Genomic DNA, 23,197 nt, shown 5'->3' with positions numbered 1-23,197 from the left:
CGGGTCTCCTCGTCGTGGGTGCGTCTACTCGACATCTGTTCTGCCCGACCATGCCGACCAGAGACGCGCATATCGGCCGTCTGCCGTCACGAGATCGGCGTGGGTGCCGGATTCCACGACACGGCCGTGCTCGAGCACCACGACCGTGTCTGCTGCCACGGCCTGTGTCAGCCGGTGCGCCACGATCATCGTGGTCCGGCCCTCGGTCGCTGCCGATGCGGCGTCTTCGAGCAGGCGGGCTCCGCTACTGCCGGCCTCCGCGGTCGCTTCGTCGAGTATTGCGACCGGGGGATCGGACAGGATCAGCCTCGCCAGTGCGAGCTGCTGCCCTTGGGATGCACTGAGCGGATGCCCGTTCTCCCCGATGCGTGTGTCGAGGCCCTCCGGCAGAGCCCGGACCCAGTCGGCAGCTCGGACCCGATCGAGGGCGTCCCACAGAGCGGAGTCGTCGGCATCCGGGTCCGCGAGCCTCAGATCGTCGGCAAGAGGGCCGGCACTGACGTGGACGTCCTGCGAGAGGATCGCGATGTGCCGCCTGAGTCGGTCGGTACCGAGATCACGTAACGGAATGCCGCCCAACGTGACCGAGCCGCGGTCGGGCTCGAGGGACCCCGCTGCGAGAAGCGCGGCAGTCGTCTTTCCGGCACCGGTCGAGCCGACCACCGCCACCGTACTTCCGGCGGGAACGCTGAGCGAAATGCCGTGCAGAACGTCGCCCCCGGTGGCGTAGGCGTACGTGACGTCGGATAGTTCCAACGTCGCGTCGACAGGTTCGGCGTCGATCCCTGTCGTTCGCGTCGATGCCATGTCGACCACGCCGACGAGACGATCGAGGCTGGCACCGGCGGATTGGATATCGTCGAACAGGAACAGCACCGTACCGAGCGGGTTGAACAGTCGATGGAACATCAACGTTGCAGCGGTGACTGCGCCCAGAGTCACGAGATCGCCTCTGACCAAGAAGAACCCAGTACTCAGGATGATGGTGAGACCCACCAGTTCTGCGCGGTTCTCCTTGCCGACGAAGCGAGTCAGCAGTGTGAACGTGGCGATGGAAAAGTCCCTGGCCCGTTCGGATTCCGTCTCCACGGACGCGACAGCTGTGTCTTCGCGGCGGTACGCGCGCACCGTGCGCGCGCCTTGGATGTTGCTGATCAGCGCCTGCGAACGGTCGCCCATCGCGGCCCGTTCGGCTGCGTAGAGAGGGCCGCTGCGCGGCAGATACCACCGAAGAGCGGTGACGTACAACGGTAGTGCCAAACTGCCGGCCAGCCCGAGACGCCAGTCGATGCCGTACATCGTCACGACGGACACCCCGATCAACAACACCGCGTTCACCACGGCGGGGAGTACGCCGTTGACGGCGCGGGTCACCTGGGACACGTCATCGCTGATGCGCGAGAGCACATCTCCGCGTCCTGCCCGTTCCACCGTGCGGGTGGGGAGCGCGAGAACTCGGGTCACCACCTGCTCGCGCAGCTGTGCCACCACGCCTTCGCCCAGCTTCGCCACGAGGTAAGCCATCAGTCCGGCGAACACCCCGTTGACGCCTGCGGCGATCATGACCAGAACCACCACCATCACGATCCGGCCCGGCGGCGCGCCCGCGACGACCTCGTCGACGAGGCGACCGAGAATCAGGATCGGTGCCAGAGCCGATACGGCGGAGACGATGCCGACGAACGGAGTGACTGCAACGAGCCCTGGCCTGGCCGCGAGCTGTCCGCGTAGCCACGACCACGATCGTCCGGCGGTTGCAATGGGCAGACGGGTGTCGTCGGTCATCGCAGCACCGCCTCGGCATAGCCCTCGGCCCGTTCGAGAAGAACGGAATGGGGTGCGTCCGCCGCGATTCGGCCGTCACGTATCACCACTACCCGGTGAGCCACGGACAGCAATGCAGGACTGCTGGTCACGATGATCGTCGTTTTCGGGGTCCGTACGTTGGGCCCGTGACGAAGAGTCGCGATGCCCCGAGCGATGGTGTGTTCGGTGACCGAATCGACTGCGGTGGTCGGTTCGTGCAGCACCAGTACGGGAGGCTCGGCGAACAGGGCCCGTGCCAGCGCGATGCGTTGTCGTTGTCCCCCGGACAGATTGGCGCCCCTCTCGGTCAGCCGCTGTTCGAGACCGTCGGTATGACTGTCGACGATCTGGTCTGCGCCCGAAGCGTGAAGCGCTCCATCGAGCTGTCGGTCGGTGTATTCGCGTCCGACAGTGATGTTGTTCTTCACCGTGTCGGCGAACAGGTCGGAGACGTGTGGTTCGACCACGATTGCCGCTCGGACCTGCGCGAGTTCGATGTCGCGGGTGGGCGTGCCTGCGAGCAGAACATCGCCGCTGACGCCGGCAGCCGAAACCTGCCCGGACAGAACGGCCACGATCGACTCGGCGTCCTCGGACCCGTACGCCAGGATTCCGACTGTCTCCCCAGCCGCGATGTCGAGGTCGATCTTCTGCAAGTACCGGTGCGTGACGCCGCGGAGGCTGAGATCGAGCCGCTTGCCGGTGATGTGCTGGTTGCCGTGGTGCAGAATTCGATCCGCTCCCAGTACCAGGGCGACGCGATCGGCGGACGCCCGCGCCCGCGCGATGATCGCCGGGGTGGAGGACAAGACACCCAGTGGTTCGATGAGGAATTGCGCCAGACCGACGACGGCAATCAATTCTCCGACGGTGATGCGTCCGATGAGAGCGAAGTAGCCGGCAAGCCCCGCGACGGATGCAGCAACCACCGCGCTCACGCCGGTGGTGATCCCCGATTGCGTCGCCAGCGATCTCGCCGTGAGCAGTGCTGCACCGAGGGCTTTCGCGCTCGCTTGTCGATAGCGCGTCGCCGCTACGGTTTCCGCGCCGATACCTTCGATCGACCGATGCCCGCTGACGAGGTCGGTGGCCAGCGCAGTCGCCTCGGCGACCGTTCGCTGCTGCTCGGCCGCCCGCCTGGTCACCCGCGGTGCGACGAGCTGAAGCACGGCGACGAAGATCGGGGTGCCGATGAAGATGGCGAGTCCCAACGGCACGTCGATGACCATCAACGCAATGGCCGTGGCGACGACGGCGGTGGCAGCGGCCGCGATGCGCGGGAACAGATCCAGGAACCATGCCGACTGTTCGGCGTCGGTACTGGAAATGGTCAGTAGCTCACCACCCCGCAGAGTTGTGTCCAGGCCACGCGGATCGAGAATTCGACCGGTGACCTCCATTCGTATGCGGTGCGCCTCGTGCTGCAGAGCGACGTTGAGGAACCGCATACCGAACTGGTAAGCCGTTGTCAGACAGAGAAACAACGCTGCAAGTCCGACGATCGAGAGGACGAACCAGGGGACGTCGCCCGAGGAGATCGCCGAGTCGATGATCCACCCCAACGCGATCGGAACTGCAGTCTCGGCAAGCTGGTGGATGCAGATGAGAAGTGTTCCGATGCTCACTCTGCGCTTGTTGCGCGTCAGTGTTCGACGGACGATTCGCCCGCCTGTCACGTCGTCCTTCATGCCGTGGGCGTGAGGTAGCCGCCGCCGGTCACGAAATAGTCGAGCGCATCGACATCGTCCCCATTCTCCGTGCGCACGCGATCTATGACGAGTCCGTGGTTGGTGCCGCGGTGGGCGTCGGGGCCGGACACGATCACCATTCCCGCGCCCTCCCTGATGAATATCCGACCGGGTGTTCCGCCGTAGATGCCGTCCGAGACGTGAGCGGTGATGATTCGAAGCTTTCGGCCTTTGTGGAAGGTGTAGGCGTTGGGATAAGGATCGGACATCGCACGAACCAATCTGTCCAGGTCCTCGGCAGGCCAGGTCCAGTCGATGCAGCTGTCCGACTCGTGTCGTTTGTGGAAGAACGTCCGTTTCGTCAGATCCTGCGGAGTCCATGTGGCCGTGCCGTTCTCGATACTCTCGAGTGCGTCCAGCAGCACCTCGGGGATCAAGTCGATCGTCGCCTCGACGAGATCGGTGGAGGTGTCCCTCGGTCCGATCGGAACCGCTCGTTGGGTGATGACATCGCCGGTGTCGAGTTCGCCGTCCATTCGGTGCGCCGTCAGTCCGGTCTCGGCGGCACCACTGATCAGCGCCCAGATCACCGGAGAGAATCCGGTGAAGGCGGGAAGCAATGAGTCGTGCAGGTTGACCGTGCCGTGCGTAGGCATCGCGAAAATCTCGGGAGGCAACCAGGTCCGCCAGTTGTTCGCAACGATGATGTCCGGTGCCCACAGCTGCAGACGTTCCTCCAGCGCTTTGTCGGGACGCTTCGCCAAGTACACCTCGATGCCGTGATTGCGTGCGAGATCTTCGACGGAATCGGACCAAATGCTCTCGTACGCTTGCTCGCTGACCGGATGCGTCACTACCGCGACGACGTCGTGGCGTGAATCCACGAGCGTCTGCAACGTCTTGTGACCCCAAGTCTGGAAACCGAACAGCACTACCCGCATTGGCTCATCTCCATGTCTCTGCTCCGACGAAGTGGCACAGTGCCTCGCCTTGTACGTGGCCACCGAGGATTCGCGTCGTACGCGATCGATCACCCCGAGCCGATAGTTAGGCTAGCCTACCATCAACTACAGGTTCGGGTGGGTGGGCGAAGTGGCCCCGAGCTGCAGAGACGTCGACGAAAAAGCCCAGTTGGGACGCGGTGTGACGACGGTTCGATCGAATCTTCCGGCGGTGCCGCGATTGAACGTGTCGAACTCTGGGCACAGAGGAAGAATGACAGACAACACGAAAGTCACAGTCGAACGAACCATAGAAGCTCCCGTCGACGCTGTTTTCGACGTGCTGACCAACCCCGAGCGTCATCAGGCGCTCGATGGATCAGGCTTCGTACGAAGTGTCGACCACGCCGACCGAATTCAGAAGGTCGGCGAGAAGTTCACGATGAACATGCAGGGCGATCACATGGGCGGCGAGTACCAGACCGACAACCATGTGACGGGCTACATCAAGGACAAGCTGGTCGCATGGACGACGGCACCCGCAGGCAACGAGCCTCCCGGCTGGGAGTGGCTGTGGGAGCTCGAGTCTCAGGGCCCGAACGAGACGCTGGTCCGTCATACCTACGACTGGTCCAAGGTCACCGACAAGAAGTTGCTCGAGCAGATCAAGTTCCCTCTGGTCACCGAGGATCAGCTGAACGACACACTGGGTCGCCTCGCGGTCGAAGCGACGTCCTGACCCAACGACTCTTCTGGGACGCACAGCCTCAGCTCAGCCGTAGAACGCTGTGGCGTCGACACTCTCTATCGGCATCCAACGCCGCGGGGAGTCCGTCGACGTGGAAGTGGCCGTGCGGTCGACTCCACGGCGAAGCTCGTGGGAACCGGCGGCAACTTGTTCGCTACGAGTTCGGTGCGCGCCTCGTCGGGGAGGTCGGCGTCCGGTAAGTCTTCGCTGAATGCGATCTCGTGTGACAATTTCGAAAAATGCGGTCTTACAGCATTATCGGGCACGTCCCGCGCGATGCATCGGATCAGGACTGTTCACGAGAACACCACCAGGTTGTGCGGCCGCCCACCGTTCCGCGTGCCATCGGGGCACCACATCGCGGGCACGCCGCATCGGTTTTTCGGAACGGAATGATCTCCCCGGTGTGCACTCCACCTTTCTTCGTGGCTGATCGAACAGCGCGACGCAGAACAACACGAAGCTCGTCGAGCTCCTCCGTCGTGAGCGTGTTGGCCCGCCTGGACGGGGATTGCTCGCTCTGCCACAGCACCTCGTCGGCCAGTAGATTGCCGACCCCCGCTATCGCCGCTTGATCGAGCAGTCGTGCCTTGAGAGGTGCACCGCTGGAACCGATTCGGTGGCGGAAATCGTCGCGCGTGATCTCCGCGGCATCCGGACCGAGAGCGTCGATGTCGGGTTCGAGTCGAACCCGGCCGAGGCGGCGCTTGTCGAAGAGCCGGAGCTGTCCACCATCGTCGAACGTCATGGAGAACCGAGTCCACTCCGGCTTGTCGGTCGGGCGCTCGCCGACATGGGGATCGCCGCCTCCGTACTGCGACGTCCGCTCGCCGTCGGGAGCGGTGACGATGACGCGTCCGCCCATGCCCAGGTGTATGCCGAGGGTCGGCCCGCTCGAGCCGTCGGCCGTGACGGTCTCGCACCACATCGCCTTACCGCGTCGACGCGCCTCGGTGAGTTTCCCGCCGATCAGTGCGCCGGCAATATCGCCCGGCATATGAGGTCGGCACTCGAAAGTATCGGTGTCATCGATGTCGACGATGACGCGACCGAGAGCTTTCTCGACGACCTGTCGGGCGTTTTCGACTTCGGGTAATTCCGGCATGCACCCGGTGTACCCACTTCGTCGACACTATGCGCGGGTGCCGCCGTCGATCATTCGGCTCGTTCGTCGTCCCTCGCGGGCACCAGCGGACCCAGTTCGGCATCGAGCACCTTCTGCACGACGCGCATCGCAGCCAGCGCCGCAGGCGCACCGCAGTACCCCGCCGTGTGGACGACAGTTTCGGTGATTTCAGTTCGGGTGAGGCCGTTGCGGAGAGCTCCGCGTACGTGTCCTGCGAGTTCCTCGTGGGCGCGTAGCGCGATGAGGATGCCGAGGTTGAGCAGGCTCCGACTGCGGTTGTCGAGGCCGGGCCGCGTCCACACGCCGCCCCACACGGTGTCGGTGACGAAGTCCTGCAGGGCAGCGGAGTCGGTGTCGGCGGCACTGGCAAACGCCTTCTCGACGTACTCGTGGCCCATCACGTTTCGACGGACCTCGAGCCCGTCCTCGAAGCGCGGCCCCCTGTTTCGACTCGTGGCCTCGTCGTCGATCATGGTGGATTCTCTCCTTCGTCTGCGTGTCGACAGATCATGGCAGGGGTTCCCGCGGAACCTCAGGCGGAAGCGAAGTCGGTCACGGCTCGCTCTGTTCGGTGTGCGTGCGTGGATCACCGTGATCAGGTGGAGTGATCCCACGCTCGCGAGGCGAGCCCATGAAGGCCGATCCTCCGACAGCGCTTTCGATTCCGTGAAAACGGCCGCGCCGCATGCGCGAGCGAAGTAGGCGTGCGATCAATACGAAGGCACCCAGAACGACTGCGAAGCCTGCGACCACGGCAAAGACTGCCAACGATGTGTCCATGATGTCTCCGATCCTCATCTCCGAAACCCGACCGGCCTCTGTCGATTATGAGACCTGGGACCTGCTCGGGTGGTGGAACCGGGACGTAGGTGTCTTTCGCTCCGCTCAGCGCGAAGAAACTGTCCCTCCGTCACGGTCGTCCCGCGCAGGTTGTATGTCGTCGGAGACTTGTTCTGCACGAGTTGCTTCGAGGAACAGCTGAAGAAAAGAAGAATGCTCGCCCCGTTCCTGCGAGGGCCTTCCCACTCGGGGGCCTTCCGATGCCTTCGACATATCGATTCGCGTTCCTCCCGTGTCGGCGATCAACAATCTCAGATTCTGAATAGTCAAGCAACTGAGATAGTAGATACAAAGCGCGGCACTAAGCGAACGATCGGCGAAATGCGGCGACCGAGCGACTCCTAACGGTGTGCGTGGGCGGCGAGGGTGCCCAAGAGCTGCAATGCATCGGCCGAGGGGCTGTTCGGTTCGGCGTGATAGGCAACCAGGGTCTGGCCATCGGTACCCGCAACGGTCAGTTTCTCGTGCCGAAGGTCGAGGGGTCCGACCTCCGGGTGATCGAGAAGGCTGGTGCCGCCCGTTCTCAGATTTACGTCATGGCGCGCCCACAGCTGCCTGAACACCGCGCTCGCGATCGACAGTTCGCCGACCAGTGCGGTGAGGACCTCGTCGTCGAGATGCGTCGCCGAGACAGCCCGAATTCCAGCCACGGCGTCGGTGGTGACGCGGCTCCAGTCGCGGTGCAACTCTCGCTCGTCGGCATCGAGAAATACCGCACGGAGCAGGTTGACCCCGGGGGAGTTGTTGGGAGACAACGCCGTTCCCATTCGATTCGCGGCCAACACCGTGAAGCGGCGATCGTGAATCAACGCCGGCATCGGCAACGCGTCGAGAAACCGAAGAGTTCCGGCCGATACTCGCTCCGGAGATCGTCGCCGACACCGAAAATTCCGAGATAGACGTACGCGAGCTCGACCTCACCGACACCGCATCGGTGAGAGCATTCGTCGACGCGTGGGACGAGCCCCTGGATCTGCTCGTCAACAACGCGGGTGTCATGGCCATCCAAGAGCTGACCCTGGTCGAGAACACGTGGGAAAGGCAGTTCGCGACCAATTTCCTCGGCCACTTCGCCCTCACGACAGGCCTTCGCGGCGCCCTGCGGCTCGCCGACGGTGCGCGGGTGGTGTCGGTTTCTTCCTCGGCTCACCTGTTCTCGCCGGTAGTGTTCGACGACATCGACTTTCGCTTCCGGCCCTACGACCCGCTGCAGGCCTACGGTCAGTCCAAGACTGCCGTCGTTCTGTTCGGAGTGGCCGCGACCTCACGGTGGGCGGACGACGGAATCACGGTCAACTCCGTGAACCCGGGAGCAATCGCGACCTCTCTGCAACGCCATGTCGGTGGCACGCTCGCCACTCCCATCGAACTGCAGAAGACCCCGGCACAAGGCGCGTCGACATCTGTGATGGTCGCTACCAGTCGACAACTGGATGGCATCGGTGGCCGCTACTTCAACAACAATCAGGAAGCGATCGCCGTCGATCACAGACCTACCGACATCACTCAACTGGCGAACTCCGTGGCCTCGTACGCCCTCGATCTCGATGTTGCCGAACGGCTCTGGGCCATTGCGGCCCGTGCCGTCGAATGACGATCACATCCCAGCGGCGGTAGGCGGCTCGATCAGCATCCTCTTCATCACCTTGCCGGTCGCGGTTCGGGGCAGTTCGTCGAGGAATGTGATGTCACGGGGAACGCAGAAGCGGCTCAAACGGTTTCGGATGTAGGCGCGCACCATGTCCGCATCGAGGCCCGCTGATCCGCGGCCGACGACGAATGCGGCCAAACGCTGCCCGTATTCGCTGTCGGGCACACCGACGACCGCGACCTCGCCGACCTGAGGAAGATTGGCGATGGCATCCTCGACAGGGCCGGGAAAGACGTTCTCGCCTCCGGAAATGATCATCTCGTCATCCCTGCCGCAGACGAACAGCCGCCCGTTGCAGTCGATGTACCCCAGGTCGCCGGTATCCATCAGCGCAGCTCCGCGGGCGGACGCCGTCGACGGCGGTTGGGCGTTGGTGTACCCGTCGAAGAGCATGTCGTTGCCGACGAATATTCGACCGAGGGTTCCCACCGGAACGGCAGTACCGTCCGCGTCGAGTACCGCGACCGTTGTACCAAGAGGAGGGCGCCCGGCAGTGGCGGGGGCGGCGCGTAGGTCTTCGGGGGTGGCGATCGTTGCCCACGAGACCTCGGTGGAACCGTAGAAGTTGTAGAGGACGTCACCGAAGACGTCCATGAAGCGGCTCACGGTCGATCCGGTCAATGCCGACCCACTGCATGCGACGACTCGCAGGCTCGAAGTGTCGTAGCGTGATCGGATCTCGTCGGGCAGGTCGAGTATCCGCTGCAGCATGATCGGAACTGCGATCAGCGAGGTACAACGGTGCGCCTCGATAGCCCGCAAGCAGTCCTCCGGATCGAATCGATCCTGAAGAACCACCGTGGCGCGCAGCGGCGTACTGATCTGCAGTGCCGCCAACCCCCAGCTGTGGAACATCGGTGCCGCGATCAACATCGTCTCGTTCATCCGGAGGGGCATGCGAGAAAGCATGGCTGCAACAGTTCCGAAGCCCTTCGGTGTGGGACGAACCGCACCCTTCGGTGACCCGCTGGTTCCCGAGGTCAACACGACCACCGAACCGGGTCTGTCCGGCCTCGTGAACGTCGCGGACGGTGCTGCGACGAAGTGTTCGAGGGTGCGTCGACGCGGAACGGCAGTGTGGGAAGAAAGGCTCACACGAGTGACGTCGTCGGGCAGGTAGCGAACCATCGAGTCGAACTCGTCGTCGACGAACAGCACTCGGAGCTGGTGTCGGGCGGAAATGGTCTCGATCTGGCGGGCAGCGAGACCGGTGTTGAGAAGGACCACCTCGACCCCGAGCATGCCGCACGCGACGGTGCACTCGATCATCCCGGAGTGGTTTCGAGCCAGAATGCCGACGGTGCTACCAGGACTGATTCCGGCCGCATCGAGACCTGCGGCGATGCGGTGCGATCGCTGGTGGATCTCTGCGAAAGTACGGGTCCCTCGATCGTCGATCAAGGCAATCGCGTTCGGCGACTTCGCTGCTGCGGCCGCGAAGCCTCCGCCCAGAGTGAAGCCCCATTTCGCCAGTGAGTTCAGCTGCTTGTACGCGCGGTCGGGACGTGCAGCACGAATGACGCCGGTTCCCACCATCGTCTTCATGATTGCCAACGGGAGTGACCGAGAATCCCCGGTATTGGACACGATCGACGTCGAGGTGCCGGAGAGGCAGTTGTCCAGTCGGCGCAGACCACCCATCACCCAATCGACCACCGCGCGGTTGTGCTCGGGTTGGGGCGAGTACGACCCGCCGAGGCCAGCTCTGAACACAGTGACATCGATCTTCGTCTCGCCTGCCGAGCGCGCAGTGAGGGTGAATCTGATGAATCCGCCGGACTCGACGTGCTCGATGGTGATTATCGGCCGGTTTCGCCTGTTCACCACCAGGTCGAGGGCGTGCTCGACACCGCCGACTCCGCACCGGTAGCCGTCCGTGGATTCACGGAGCACGCAGTAGTCGAGCCCGGGGAAGTAGCGTGGGAACAGCTCGACCGCGCTCAAGACCCCGCAGACCTGCTCGATGTCGTGTGCGAAGACCGTGCTGCAGTCGATGACGTCCGAGACCATGCCCCACCCCCCGTACCTTGCCGAGCCGGCAGGGACGCCGACTCAACACCGACCAGGGGATGGCGGCGCGCACCTGGAACGGGTCATCCGCCTGGATGAAGTCGTCATCGTAAACCCGAAGCACGCTTGTCTGGGTGAAATCAGCCGAAGTTGGTCTTTTATCGTGGTTTTCTCCTGTCCAGCGCGTCAGAACTGGATGCCCAGCGACCATGCGAACACCGTGTACGCGGCGATGGTGATCAACGAGATGGCGATCAGATTGAGCCAGAAACCACCACGCATCATCTGACCGATCGTGATGTATCCACTGGCATAGGACACCGCATTCGGTGGAGTCGCGACCGGCAGCATGAACGCACAGGTCGCGGCCAGCGCTACGGGGACGGTCAGGACCAGAATGTCGATGTTCATGCCCATCGCGACGCCCCCTGCTACCGGGAGGAAAGTCGCCGCCGTCGCGGTATTGCTGGTGATCTCGGTCAGGAAGATGATCGCGGCCGTGGCGACGACGACCAACATGACCACCGGAATCGTGTCGAGACCGCCTGCGACGCTACCTATCCACTCCGTCAGGCCGCTGGACTCGAACTGTGCCGACAGGGCGAGCCCGCCGCCGAACAGCAACAACACGCCCCACGGGAGTTTGACGGCGGTCTCCCAATCGATCAGACGCACACCCTTCTTGCTGCCGCTGGGAAGCAGGAACAGCAGGAGAGCTGCGGTCATGGCGATGCCGGTGTCGGATATCGGCGGGCTGTCGAAGAGCAACGGAACCCCCACCCAGGAAGCGGCCGCCAGGCAGAAGATGATCGCGACCCGAATCTCTCCCTGCGACATCCTGCCCAGGGCGTCCAGTTCACCTCTGATCAGCTGTTTGCCGCCGGGTATGTCGTCGATCTCCGGCTTGAACATCACGTGGGTCAACAGGAACCAGGCGATCACGAGCAGGATCACGGCGAGCGGAACGCCGGCGATCATCCACTGCAGGAATCCGATGGTGATTCCCTGCCCCTCCAGGTAGCCGACCAGCAAGGTGTTGGGCGGGGTGCCGATGATCGTTCCGAGTGAGCCGATCGATGCCGCATAGGCGATACCGAGCATCAGAGCGGTGCCGAAGTTGCTCTTGATGACGGCCTGCGTGATGGTCTCGGCGTCCGGGCTCGTTCCACCGTCGGAGCCGGGTACAGCTCCGGCCTTCCTGCCGATGTCGAGAACCAGAACGAGGACCGAGACACCGATCGGAATCATCATCACAGCGGTGGCCGTGTTGGAAACCCACATCGACAGAAAGCCGGTCGCGATCATGAACCCGGCGATCACCATGGTCGGTTTGGTGCCCATGGCGTTGACCGTCAGCAGCGCGATACGGCGATGCAGATTCCACCGTTGCATGGCCAGCGCCAGGAGGAAGCCGCCCATGAACAGAAAGATGATGTTGTTGCCGTACGAGGCACCCACGTCGTTTACGACGACGCCGGAATCGAATACCGGAAAGATGACGAGGGGTAGCAGTGCGGTCGCCGGGATGGGCACTGCCTCGGTCATCCACCAGATGCCCATCAATACCGCGGTGGCTGCGGTCAGCCGTGCCGGGTGCGCCACGTCCTCCGGGAGAACCAGATAGACGACAAGTGCCAACAGAACGCCTGCGCCGAGTCCGACCCATTGCCGCTTGCGGCGGCCGGGCTGCACTTCGTCTTCGCGTTCTCCGGCCGATCTCCGATCCACTTCGTCGAACGCGTGGCCTTCGGATGCGCGCCCGGCCTTCTCGTCGTCGCCGACCTGCGTCATGGAACCTCCTCGGTGTGGACGTTTCATCACCCTAACGCGTGAATTGTCCGGAAGGTCCGAATCGAACAGTGTCGACGCGCGCCTCGCTTACTGCGCGACGTCGGGCTTGTTCGCCGCCGGATCGTTGTCGAGCACCGGGTCCCACACGTCGCCGGGTAGGTCGCCCGGCAGATGACTGTTTCCGCGTCCGACGAATTTGTCGTCGCGACCTTCGCGCCGCATCGCCTCGAAGTCCGCCAGCGCACCGAAGGCCCATTTGCCCAGCAGCGCAATGGCTACCAGGTTCACGGTTGCCATTGCCGCCATGGCGACGTCCGCGAGTGCCCATACCGTCGTCAGCGCGGACAGGGAGCCGAAGCCGATGGCTGCAAGGACGATGGTGCGCAACAGGTTCAGCAGTTTGCCCTCGACTCCGAGGAAATTGAGATTGATCTCGGCGTACGAATAGTTGCCCAGGATCGAGGAGAACGCGAACGTGAAGATCAACAGTGTCATCGGAATCGTGGTCCACGTGCCCAGCTGAGCTGAGATCGAGTCCTGAGTCAGAACCGCGCCCGCCACTCCGCTCGGGTTGCTGATGTCGTACACGCCCGAGACCAGGATGATGAACGCTGTCGCACTGCAGATGACGATGGTGTCGAAGAAGACTCCGAGCGACTGGATCAGACCCTGCTTCACCGGATGGGACACCGTCGCGGTCGCTGCGGCGTTGGGCGCGCTGCCCATGCCTGCCTCGTTGGAGAACAGTCCGCGCTTGACGCCGTTGAGCATGGCGGCCAGGATTCCGCCCGTCGTGCCGCCGATCGCCTCGTTCAAACCGAATGCGCTGGAGACGATCTGACCGAAGACCGTCGGGATCTCGCCGATGTTCATCGCCACGATCACCAGTGCGAGCAAGACGTACACCAGAGCCATGACGGGGAGCAGGTACTCGGCCACCCGCGCGATTCGCCGGACACCACCGAAGAGGATCGGAGCAGACAGCACCACCAGGAACACCGCGATCCACCCGGCATCGATGTTCATCGTGGACGAGAACGATTCGGTGATGGTGTTCGCCTGAACCATGTTGAACGCGAAGCCGAAAGCGAAGATCAGCAGGCACGCGAAGACGATTCCCCATCGACGCGAACCCAGACCCAATTGGATGTAGTAGGCGGGACCGCCCCGGAAGCTGCCGTCGGGATTGCGCACCTTGTACATCTGCGCCAGAGTCGCCTCGATGAACGCCGTCGCCATGCCGACCACCGCGACCAGCCACATCCAGAAGATTGCACCCGGTCCGCCGAGAGTGATCGCGATGGCAACACCTGCGATGTTTCCCGTACCCACCCGGGACGCCAGGCCGACACAGAAGGCCTGGAACGCCGAGATGCCGCCCTCGGCATTCGACCGAGATCCGCCGATTGCCTTGAACATCGACGGAAGAAGTCGAATCTGAACGAATTTGGTGCGAACGGTGAAGTACAGTCCGACGCCGATCAACAAGTAGATGAGGAAGACGCTGTAGAGACGATCTGCCAAGAAGTCGATCACTGAACTGACGGTATCCACGGTGCCATCCTGGAGTGCTCGGTGTGTGGGTGCGTCGACAGCACATTACTCGCAGATGGTCGAAAGTTTGCACCCAACTACAGAGTCGCGCGAGGTGGGTTCGGAACCTACTGCCGGTGCTCCGTGGTGCCCCAGATGTCGTCGAACGGTATCGACCGTCCCAAAATACGTTCTGCTGCACGGTGTCCCGACTTCAACGCCGCTGTGACCGTTGCCGGATCTTCGGTCCAGGTCGCTTCACCGGCGAGATGAAGTACATCGCCGATCGGAGTGGCCAGGTCGTCGTGATCGCGCGTGCGTGAACCCACCGTCATGTACGAGTACGAACCGTACGAGAACGGATCGTCCTGCCAGCGAGTGACGTACACGCGGTCCGGTGCAACGACCCGGTCGCCGTACAGGCCACGCAGCGCCTCGAGAACCGAGTCCGCGATGCGCGCGTCCGACCAGTGCCGAGTCTGCTGCGCGCATGCGCCCGCTGCGAACGTCAGAAGCGTCGGACGTCCCTGGGGCATGGTCACGTCGTACCAGGAGTGCCACCAGCGCCCGGCTTCGCCCTGCTGCCGAACGGCATAGACGTTCTCGTCCCAGAACTTGGTGGGGAACCGAAGAAAGACTTTCTCGAAGGCATTCATCTCGAGTCGTTCCAGTGCACCCGAAACAGGTTCCGGTAGTGGCGGTTCCACGGTGAAGGTCGGCGACTTCAGTACTCCGATCGGCACCGTCACCACAGCGCGCTCGGCCGAGAACCCCCCGGATCCAGTGTCGACCCGAACTCCGTCTCGACCCCAACGGACCTGCCTCACCACGTGTTCGAGCCGGACGTCGAGCCCCACGGCCAATCGAACCGCCAGCTCGTCGTAACCGTCGGGGAACACGACTTCGTCGCCCTCGATGGCGTCGTCGTCCAAACCGTGCGCGTCGAGCGACTCTTTTCCTACTCCCAACTGTTCCTCGGCTCGATGTCCGAGGAACTCGCGAACTCGTTCGAGTCGGTCGATGTTCCAATCCAGTTGCGTCAGAGTTGCTTCCACTGCGTCTCCGAACGATGTCCCCGGGGACGACTTTGCAACCGTCGCGGCGAACAGTTCGTCGAAGTGGTGAACGTCGGCGCCGAACTGCGCGGCGGACTCATCGCTCAACCTGGTCCCGGTGGGGGAGTAGTACGCGATGGGTCTGCCGTCGGGCTGGTAGCTACCGACGGTGAACTCGACGGTCCGCATTCCGAAGGCGTGTACGGCATCGGCGAGAGGGTTGTCGTCCGTTCCGTGAATCCAGGACGCTCCGACGTCGAGGATGTCGTCGGCGGTGCGCATCGTCCAGACCCGACCGCCCACGCGGTCTCTGGCCTCGAGAACGACGACTCGCTGACCGGCACGATGGAGGAGTCTCGCAACGACCAAGCCGGAAATACCTGCCCCGACCACGAGGGTATCGACGTGTGTCACCGTCACTCCTGTCCGCCGACGGCCGTGGGGTCAGTTCCCTCGGCCGGAATTGCCGTTTCCGTTCCCGCTGTTGCCGTTTCCTGAATTGCCGTTCCCGCTGGTGCCGTTCCCACTGGTGCCGTTGCCGTTTCCCGAATTGCCGTTTCCCGAATTGCCGTTCCCCGGGTTTCCGTTGCCGTTTCCCGGCGGTAGCGGCGCAGGCGCGGCCGGTTCGATCGGATCCGGATTCGACGTGGGGACGGGTGCAGGCTCGGGCGGGTTCGAGAAGACCGGGATCGAGGTCGCAGGTGCGGGCTCAGGTGCAGGTGTTGTGGCCGCAACGGTCGGCGACTCCACGACTGTCGGAGTCGGTGTCGCAGGTGACATGGGCTCCGGCTCATCACCCGTGCCCACTGCGACCCAGACGATCGCCGCGCCCAGCGAAACGAACAGAGCCGCTGCCGCCGGGATCATCCATCGTCGGCGGGGAGATTCGGCCGTAGTCGACGCGGGAAATGTTGTGGGCGCAGCCGTGTCGATGGGTTCGACTGGCATCACGGCAGTGTGAGCAAGAGGTGTCGTGCTGCGCGAGAGCCCGCGCAGTCGGTGGGCAACCGCAGCTGCGTCCGGTCGATCCTCCGGGCGTCTGGCTGTCATCTCCGTCAACAGCGCGTGCCAGTCCGGTCCGAGCCCCTCGGGGACGTCGGGATCGCGGTGCAGGCGCGCCACCGCTGCTGCCACGGCACTTCCCTCGAATGCCATTGTGCCGGTAAGGCATTCGATGAGAACGAGACCCAGCGTATAGATGTCCGTCGGTGGGCCCGCAGACGTACCTGTTGCCTGCTCCGGGCTGAGGTAGTGCGCAGTACCGACTGTGGTGCCGTGCTCGGTGAGTCGTTCGGCGTCGACGATACGGGCGATGCCGAAATCGGCAAGTTTGGCGCATTGCCCCACGCCCACGTCCGGTGCCTGCGCGACGAGAATGTTGGCCGGCTTGATGTCCCGATGGACCACACCCCGGTCGTGAATGTAGGCGAGAGCTTCCGCCAACTCGTAACCGATCCGCGCGACGTGTGCGGCGTTCATCGATCGGCTCCGGCGATACGCACTCAGAGTCGGACCGTCGATCAGCTCCATCACCAGGTACGGAACCGGCGCCCCGCTGTCGTCGAGTGCAGTGCCCGCGTCGTACAGCGTCACCAGACCCGGGTGCGACAGCGACGCGAGAGTACGAATTTCTGCATCGATGCGCTGTGCAGAGTCCGGCGGCTCACCGTGGCGAAATATCTTCACCGCTACGGACCGGCCGAGAACGTCGTCGTCGGCGTGCACGACGTCGGCCATTGCGCCGCGTCCCAACACGGTGCCCAGTCGGTATCGGTCCGCGAAGAGGCGGTCGTGAGGGGCAAGAGGACGAGAGTCCGCTCCCACTGTCGTCACCGCCGTTCGTCGAGTCCTTCGAGCACCTTATAACCAGTCGATCGACGTGCAGACCGCAGTCGGCTGTGGACATCACGGTGCAGTCGGGCAAGATGATGACCCGGGTGGGGACCGATCGATCAGTATCGAGGGAGGGTCCACCCATGCGTCGAGGCTCGACGAGTGCCGCAATTTCGCCGGTGTCGATCGACATCACGTCGGTCTATCAGCCGATCGTCTTGCTCGACGGGCGCGCCGTCGTAGGGTACGAAGCGTTGGTGCGGACCTGCGGAGAAGGTCCGCCGATCCCGCCACCGGAACTGTTGGGGGTGGCACGCGCGCAGGGCGTCACCGCCGATTTCGATTGGCGGTGCAGACTCAGCGCGCTCCGCGGTGCTGTCGAGTCCGGCTATCCCGATCAGCTCGCGCTGTTCGTCAATGCCGAACCTGTTGCCCTCGATGCACCTCCTCCTCGGGACTACCTACCGATGCTCGCCGACGCGTCGCGGCTGTCGATCATCGTCGAGATCACCGAGCGTGATCTGATGGGTGATCCGGCGGGTCTGCTGAGGGCGGCCGAGCACGCCAGAAACCTGGGGTGGCGAGTCGCCATCGACGATGTCGGGGCAGATTCCTCCAGCCTGGCGCTGATCCCGCTGCTGCGTCCCGACGTGATCAAGCTCGACATGGCTCTGGTGCAGGGGCGTTCGAGCAACGAGACCGCCGCCATCGTCGCTGCCGTTGCCGCCGAGGCCGAACGTACCGGTGCCCTGGTCCTGGCCGAGGGGATCGAAACCGAGCGGCACGAGAGCTATGCGCGCGCGATGGGGGCCGTTCTGGGGCAGGGATACCTCTACGGCACACCGGCCCCTCTCCCGGATTTCGGTGAGGTACCCGAACCCGTCCGTTCGCTCGACCTGGATGGAACGGTCACCGTGCGCGCCCCGGTGGCGGTCACGCCGTACGGGCTCACCCATTCGCTCGGCGCCCGCAGGCACGCGGATTCCACACTGCTCGACGCCATCGAGAACAGTTTGCTGCACAGTGCATACGGCACCGGTTCCTCGACCGTCGTACTGGCGACGGTGAGCGCGTCCACCGGCCTGACGCCTGCACGCGAGGCGATGTTCGAGGACCTCGCCACCCGGACCGCGCTGACGGCTGTCTTCGACTCGCATGCCGCGCCGCCTGCGCCCAGCTTCCGTGCTGTGGTGGTGGGCGCGGACGAACCGTTGGCGTTGGAGCGTTCGATCGTGATTCTGGCTCCGATGTCGAGTGTGGCGCTCATTGCGGTGGAGCGAGGCACGGCCGAGGACGGCACCCCGATGTACGACTACCGCCTCACCTACGACCGTCATGTCGTACTGGATGCTGCAACAGTGCTTTTGAGACGAATACCGGCCAGATCTGCGGTCTGAGCCCGCGAGCGTCTCGTCAAGATCGCGTAAATTATTGCTCGAAATTCGGTAAATGGCGTCTTCTGCGGTCAACGTGCTGTTCACTCGAAGCCATGAGCTCTCACCCCCTCGCAACCGATGTACTGGCCGCGGACGGAGGCACGATCAGCTCCATCGAGACGGCGATCAACAATGCCTTCGATCCGATCTCCGCTGCCGTGTCGAATCTCGTCTTCTTCACCGTGAACATCGGCGGAGCCGCTGTTCCACTGATCGTCCTCTGGCTCATCGTCGGTGCCGTCGTCTTCACGGTGGCGTTCAAGTTCATCCAGGTCCGCGGAATCAAGCGTGCGTTGATTCTCGTCAGCGGCAAGGAGGACGAGGCGGACGCGCCCGGTGAAGTCAGCCACTTCAGAGCACTCACCGCCGCGGTGTCCGGAACCGTCGGGCTCGGCAACATCGCCGGTGTCGCCGTCGCCGTGACGCTCGGTGGACCCGGTGCCACACTCTGGATGATCCTCGCAGGCTTGCTCGGCATGGCGTCGAAGTTCGTCGAGTGCACGCTCGGCGTGAAGTACCGAGACATCAACGAGGACGGCACCGTCTCCGGTGGACCCATGAAATACCTGACCAAGGGTCTGGCAGAGCGGGGACTCGCCAAGGTCGGCAAGGTCATGGCCGTCTTCTACGCCATCGTCATCACGTTCTTCGCCATCAGCGGCGGCAACATGTTCCAGGCCAATCAGACGTACGCACAGGTCCGTTCGGTCACCGGCGGTGACGATGGATTCCTCGCTTCCGACGGAGCCAAAGCAGTGTTCGGCATCGTCGTCGCGCTGATCATCGGTCTGGTCATCATCGGCGGCATGAAGTCGATCTCGGCGGTGACCGCCAAGCTCGTACCGTCCATGGCGCTGATCTACATCGTCGCGTGCGGCGTCGTCATCGCCGTCAACTTCCGTTCCGTCCCCACGGCGTTCACGGCGATCTTCGAAGGTGCGTTCTCGCCCGAGGGTGTGGCCGGCGGCGTACTCGGCGTCATGATCATCGGATTCCAGCGCGCCGCGTTCTCGAACGAGGCAGGACTGGGTTCGGCAGCCATCGCGCACTCGGCCGTCAAGACCAGGCATCCGGTCACCGAGGGCTTCGTGGCCATGCTCGAGCCCTTCATCGACACGGTTGTCATCTGTACCGCGACCGCACTGACCATCGTGATCGCCAACACCGTCACCTGGCAGGATCAGCGCGCGATCGTCGCCGAAACCGGTGAGCTTCCCGCCGGCGGTGTCACCCTCACCTCCGACGCCTTCGAGACCGTGCTCCCGTGGTTCCCGTACGTGCTGACTCTCGCGGTGGCTCTGTTCGCGCTCTCGACCGCAATCACCTGGGCCTACTACGGACTGCAGGCGTGGACGTCGTTGTTCGGACGCAGCCGCTTCTCGCGGACCTTCTTCAACGTGATGTTCTGCATGTTCACCGTCATCGGAACCGTACTGTCCCTCGGCTCGGTGCTCGATTTCGCCGACGCCACCTTGTTCCTGCTGGCATTGGTGAACATCACCGGCTTGTACCTGCTGCTGCCCGTAGTCAAACGCGAACTCTCCGAGTACCTGGCGATGCGTCGAGGCGAGTCGGACAAGGTCGACGCCGAGGTGTGAGAAGGATCTGTCGACGGGTCAGCCGCCGGGGACGGTACAGCCCTGGCGGCGGGCCTGTTCGAGAAACACCGCAGTGGCGATCCCCGGGAATCGAGGGGAGCCTGCCGGTAGTGGACCGAGAACGTCGAACAGCCTGTCGAGCCGTTGATAGAGCGTCTGCCTCTGTATCCGAAGGCTTTTCGCGGTCTCGGTCTTGCTACCCCAGTGGGTGATGTACGCCAGCAGGGTCGCGTACAACTCTCCGTGCCGCTCCCGATCGTGGGCGAGCAACGGTCCGATCTGATCGTGGACGAACTTCTCGACCGTTGATTTTCCCGACATCGACTCCACCAGTAGGGCAAGTGCGAAATTGCGGGCATCGCGGATGCGGTCGTGAGGGCCGAGGTCCAGCGCGAGCACTGCTGTGGCGGTGTCGAAACACCGGCGCAGACCGTGGCGATCGGAGGCTCCCGGACCGACACCCGCTCGCCTGATACGCAGCTGCGTCGCCTGCAACCTCGACAGCAGAACCGGCCGTCGGGCATCGAGCATCTCCTGGTCGGCGAAACCGAGAACAGCGACGTGTCGGTCGCCGATCTTCTCGCACCAGTTGTGCGGCGACACCGACCCCACTGTGCGTTGCCACGTGCCGGCGGCCGGGTCGTGGTCGAATTCGACCGACACCGTCAGGTAGGCGTCGTGTTCGGGCATACCCATGCGCTCGGCGACGCCGTCGAGGTGGTCGGTGACATCGGAGGCGGGGTAATTCGTCGCCGACAACAGTGAGAAGAAGCGGGTACGCAGTCGGTCTTCCACCCTGGCCGGGCGTGAACTGAGCAATGCAATCGACAGGATTTCCGGAGCTCTCTCCAGTCCGGCGTTTATCGAATAGATGTCGGCATCCGGTCCAGGAGCCACGGTCAACACCGCCACGTCCCGACCACCACTGGTGACGGGCACCTCGAACGAGGTGAAATCCGATGGCTCGGTGACGAGCCCGGATTGCCCGATCAGATCTCCCGACGCCGAATGCAGCGTCACCGACGACCGAGTCTCGACACCGAGCACATCGAGAACGGCGTCCACCGCCCCGTCCGTTTCGATCGAAGCCGACAACAACCGAGACATACGGTTTGCCATCTGCAGCCGACGCAGAGCGGAGTCGGCAAGTTGACTGTTGATGCTCTCGCATACCTGTACGAACGGCACACGGCGTCGGAGATGCACCACCGGAAAGCCGATCCGTTCGGCATGCTCGACCAGAAGCGGCGGAACGACGTCGAGGATTCCCCCCGTCTCCACCGCGATACCGACGACTCCCGCGGCATTCATCGACTCGAGGTACGTCACCAGATCGGCGTCGGAACACCCGCCGAAGTACACACCCTCCATCAGAATCAGCTCCCCACCGCGCAAGAGCGGTGCGATGTCGAGTTGCTCGCTGGCATGAACCCACCGCAGAGACCGCGACGCAGAACGCCTTCCCGCGACGAGCTCGGGTCGCGCCGCGGAAAGATAGACGTCATCGAAGGCGTCGAGCACATTCATAGGTGACATTCTGTCCACCCGCTGTTACGAGTGGCTTACATTGCGTAAGGGTTCGGGAAACACACGGGCAGCAGGCTTCTCACGAGGCCGACCGAACCGCCGGTCGACCGCATACCGAGGAGTTCACGGTGACCACACATTCCCACGACGTCGAGGATTCGCTCCAGCCGATTCCCGAGAGCCAGAGAACCACCGCGCTGTCCGGTCAGTTCTGGATATGGGCGGGTGCGAACATCGCGCCGATCAACTGGGTGCTCGGCGCGCTCGGCATCAGCATGGGCCTCGGCCTGGCGGATACGCTGACGGTGCTCGTCCTCGGAAACGTCATCGGAATGGCGATCTTCGGATTCTTCGTTCTACTCGGACAACGAACGGGAACGACCGGAATGCTGTTGGGCCGTTCGGTCTTCGGTCGTCGAGGCAACTACGTTCCCTCCGCCGTCCAGGCCGTGGTGGTCGTCGGCTGGTGCGCGGTGAACACCTGGATCGTCCTCGACCTGGTGATGGCCCTGTTCGGCGAACTCGGCTGGGTCGACCCGGACGCCGCGAACGTCGGATGGAAGGTCGCGGTGGCCACAGTCATCATGGCGATTCAGGTCGGTATCTCCATGGCCGGATACCGGGCGATCGCGGCATTCGAGCGCTGGACCGTTCCGCCGACCGTCGTGGTGCTGGTTCTGATGTCGATCGTGGCCTGGTTCCACCTCGACATCGACTGGAGTTACTCCGGTCCGGACGGAGTTGCGCTGGCCGGCACCGAGCGCATCGTCGCCATGTCCGCCGTGATGACGGCCATCGGAATCGGCTGGGGACTGACGTGGTTGACCTACGCCGCCGACTACTCCCGCTTCGTGAGTACGCGTGTTCCGCGACGCAAGCTGTACCTGGTCAGTGCACTGGGACAGTTGATCCCCGTCGTGTGGCTCGGTGTGCTCGGCGCGACGTTGGCCACCACCAACGGTTCCGTCGATCCGGGCAAGCTCATCGTGGAGAACTTCGGTGCGCTCGCCATCCCGGTGCTGCTGTTGGTTCTGCACGGCCCCATCGCCACGAACGTCCTCAACGTCTACAGCTTCGGTGTGACGGCGCAGGCCCTCGACATCAAGTTGAGTCGGCGCACGCTGAACCTTGTCGTCGGCGTTCTAGCGCTGGCCGCGAGCGTGTTCTTCGTCTTCCAGGAAGATGCGGCGCAGACCCTCGACGCCTGGCTCGTCGGTGTGGTGGGGTGGGTCGCGACATGGGGCGCGATCATGCTGGTGCACTACTACGTCTTCGAGCGTGCCAGCACCCGCTACGGCCATCTGTTCGACGACGTGGGCTCGACGAGGATGCAGGACGTCAACTGGCGTGCACTCGCGGCGTTCGCCGTGGGAATTTTCGGCACCTGGATGTTTCTCAACGGCATGGTCCCGGCATTGCAGGGGTTCGGTTCGCAGGCGCTCGGCGGTCTCGACATCTCGTGGCTCGTCGGCGGTAGTACTGCAGCATCGACTTACTACCTTCTCGCCCGAAAATCACATCGGCAGTGGATGATTCGTCAGCAACAGCCCGAAGAGCAGGCTCCGACACCACAGCCGGTCGAATAGCTCGTAGCCGTCATCGCACCGCGCAGTC

General features: G+C 63.6%; 17 protein-coding genes and 1 pseudogene. 5 read left to right on the top strand and 13 right to left on the bottom strand.

Features of this window, described 5'->3' with window-relative positions:
- Positions 1-24 precede the first annotated feature (24 nt).
- Genes AB0362_RS03765 through AB0362_RS03755 form a run of 3 tightly spaced genes read right to left on the bottom strand, consistent with a single transcriptional unit; the run spans position 25 to position 4,435 of the window.
- Positions 25-1,785 (bottom strand): ABC transporter ATP-binding protein, encoded by a 1,761-nt coding sequence (locus tag AB0362_RS03765; RefSeq protein ID WP_366234819.1) that lies wholly within the window; start codon positions 1,783-1,785, stop codon positions 25-27.
- Entirely contained in the window at positions 1,782-3,494 is a 1,713-nt protein-coding gene (locus tag AB0362_RS03760; RefSeq protein WP_366234818.1) for an ABC transporter ATP-binding protein, read from the bottom strand. Before AB0362_RS03760 ends, AB0362_RS03765 begins: the two co-directional genes overlap by 4 nt.
- The gene (locus AB0362_RS03755) at positions 3,491-4,435 is read right to left on the bottom strand and encodes a methionyl-tRNA formyltransferase (RefSeq protein ID WP_366234817.1); all 945 of its coding nucleotides are present in this window, start codon (positions 4,433-4,435) and stop codon (positions 3,491-3,493) included. The genes AB0362_RS03760 and AB0362_RS03755 overlap by 4 nt, the downstream gene beginning before the upstream one ends.
- A gap of 274 nt (positions 4,436-4,709) precedes the next feature.
- Here AB0362_RS03755 and AB0362_RS03750 point away from each other — a divergent pair, with 274 nt between their 5' ends.
- The gene (locus tag AB0362_RS03750) at positions 4,710-5,174 is read left to right on the top strand and encodes an SRPBCC family protein (RefSeq protein WP_068047344.1); all 465 of its coding nucleotides are present in this window, start codon (positions 4,710-4,712) and stop codon (positions 5,172-5,174) included.
- Positions 5,175-5,469: 295 nt separating this feature from the next.
- On the opposite strand, the gene AB0362_RS03745 is transcribed toward AB0362_RS03750, so the two are convergent.
- The 4 genes and pseudogenes from AB0362_RS03745 to AB0362_RS03730 form a co-directional block, all read right to left on the bottom strand.
- On the bottom strand, positions 5,470-6,288 hold the full coding sequence (locus tag AB0362_RS03745) for a DNA-formamidopyrimidine glycosylase family protein (RefSeq protein ID WP_068047343.1): 819 nt from the start codon (positions 6,286-6,288) through the stop codon (positions 5,470-5,472).
- Between the two features lie 50 nt (positions 6,289-6,338).
- On the bottom strand, positions 6,339-6,782 hold the full coding sequence (locus AB0362_RS03740) for a carboxymuconolactone decarboxylase family protein (protein WP_317785014.1): 444 nt from the start codon (positions 6,780-6,782) through the stop codon (positions 6,339-6,341).
- A gap of 79 nt (positions 6,783-6,861) precedes the next feature.
- The gene (locus AB0362_RS03735) at positions 6,862-7,089 is read right to left on the bottom strand and encodes a hypothetical protein (protein ID WP_317785015.1); all 228 of its coding nucleotides are present in this window, start codon (positions 7,087-7,089) and stop codon (positions 6,862-6,864) included.
- Positions 7,090-7,490: 401 nt separating this feature from the next.
- Positions 7,491-7,994 (bottom strand): annotated as a pseudogene (locus AB0362_RS03730) (transcriptional regulator); the annotation flags it as partial.
- Between the two features lie 8 nt (positions 7,995-8,002).
- Here AB0362_RS03730 and AB0362_RS03725 point away from each other — a divergent pair.
- The gene (locus AB0362_RS03725; protein WP_366234982.1) at positions 8,003-8,743 is read left to right on the top strand and encodes an SDR family NAD(P)-dependent oxidoreductase; all 741 of its coding nucleotides are present in this window, start codon (positions 8,003-8,005) and stop codon (positions 8,741-8,743) included.
- 3 nt (positions 8,744-8,746) lie between these two features.
- Here the strand turns inward: AB0362_RS03725 and AB0362_RS03720 are convergent, their stop codons facing one another.
- The 5 genes from AB0362_RS03720 to AB0362_RS03700 all read right to left on the bottom strand — a co-directional run bounded on the left by AB0362_RS03720 (position 8,747) and on the right by AB0362_RS03700 (position 17,022).
- On the bottom strand, positions 8,747-10,810 hold the full coding sequence (locus AB0362_RS03720; RefSeq protein ID WP_317785018.1) for an AMP-binding protein: 2,064 nt from the start codon (positions 10,808-10,810) through the stop codon (positions 8,747-8,749).
- A gap of 186 nt (positions 10,811-10,996) precedes the next feature.
- A complete protein-coding gene (locus tag AB0362_RS03715; protein ID WP_366234816.1) occupies positions 10,997-12,601 on the bottom strand; it encodes a DASS family sodium-coupled anion symporter in 1,605 nt (534 codons plus the stop codon).
- An 87-nt stretch (positions 12,602-12,688) separates the two neighbouring features.
- Positions 12,689-14,137, bottom strand: a complete 1,449-nt coding sequence (locus AB0362_RS03710) for an alanine/glycine:cation symporter family protein (RefSeq protein WP_366234815.1) — start codon at positions 14,135-14,137, stop codon at positions 12,689-12,691.
- 125 nt (positions 14,138-14,262) lie between these two features.
- Complete coding sequence (locus tag AB0362_RS03705; RefSeq protein ID WP_366234814.1) at positions 14,263-15,603, bottom strand: NAD(P)/FAD-dependent oxidoreductase; 1,341 nt, start codon at positions 15,601-15,603, stop codon at positions 14,263-14,265.
- A gap of 30 nt (positions 15,604-15,633) precedes the next feature.
- Complete coding sequence (locus AB0362_RS03700; RefSeq protein WP_366234813.1) at positions 15,634-17,022, bottom strand: protein kinase; 1,389 nt, start codon at positions 17,020-17,022, stop codon at positions 15,634-15,636.
- Positions 17,023-17,165: 143 nt separating this feature from the next.
- Between AB0362_RS03700 and AB0362_RS03695 the strand changes: the two genes are divergently transcribed.
- Together AB0362_RS03695 and AB0362_RS03690 are read left to right on the top strand one after the other, a co-directional pair.
- Positions 17,166-18,419, top strand: a complete 1,254-nt coding sequence (locus AB0362_RS03695; protein ID WP_149405700.1) for an EAL domain-containing protein — start codon at positions 17,166-17,168, stop codon at positions 18,417-18,419.
- 92 nt (positions 18,420-18,511) lie between these two features.
- The gene (locus AB0362_RS03690; protein ID WP_317785023.1) at positions 18,512-20,056 is read left to right on the top strand and encodes an alanine/glycine:cation symporter family protein; all 1,545 of its coding nucleotides are present in this window, start codon (positions 18,512-18,514) and stop codon (positions 20,054-20,056) included.
- Between the two features lie 18 nt (positions 20,057-20,074).
- Here the strand turns inward: AB0362_RS03690 and AB0362_RS03685 are convergent, their stop codons facing one another.
- Positions 20,075-21,583 carry a PucR family transcriptional regulator ligand-binding domain-containing protein gene (locus AB0362_RS03685; RefSeq protein ID WP_317785024.1) on the bottom strand — a complete coding sequence of 503 codons (1,509 nt, stop codon included), beginning with the start codon at positions 21,581-21,583 and terminating at the stop codon, positions 20,075-20,077.
- Positions 21,584-21,711: 128 nt separating this feature from the next.
- Here AB0362_RS03685 and AB0362_RS03680 point away from each other — a divergent pair, with 128 nt between their 5' ends.
- Positions 21,712-23,169 carry a cytosine permease gene (locus tag AB0362_RS03680; RefSeq protein ID WP_149405703.1) on the top strand — a complete coding sequence of 486 codons (1,458 nt, stop codon included), beginning with the start codon at positions 21,712-21,714 and terminating at the stop codon, positions 23,167-23,169.
- The last annotated feature ends 28 nt before the right edge of the window (positions 23,170-23,197 follow it).

Source organism: Rhodococcus sp. NPDC079359 (genome assembly GCF_040702585.1).
Lineage (GTDB): Bacteria > Actinomycetota > Actinomycetes > Mycobacteriales > Mycobacteriaceae > Rhodococcoides.
The sequence above is the reverse complement of the archived record's forward strand: the minus strand, read 5'-3'. Positions and strand labels throughout refer to the sequence as shown.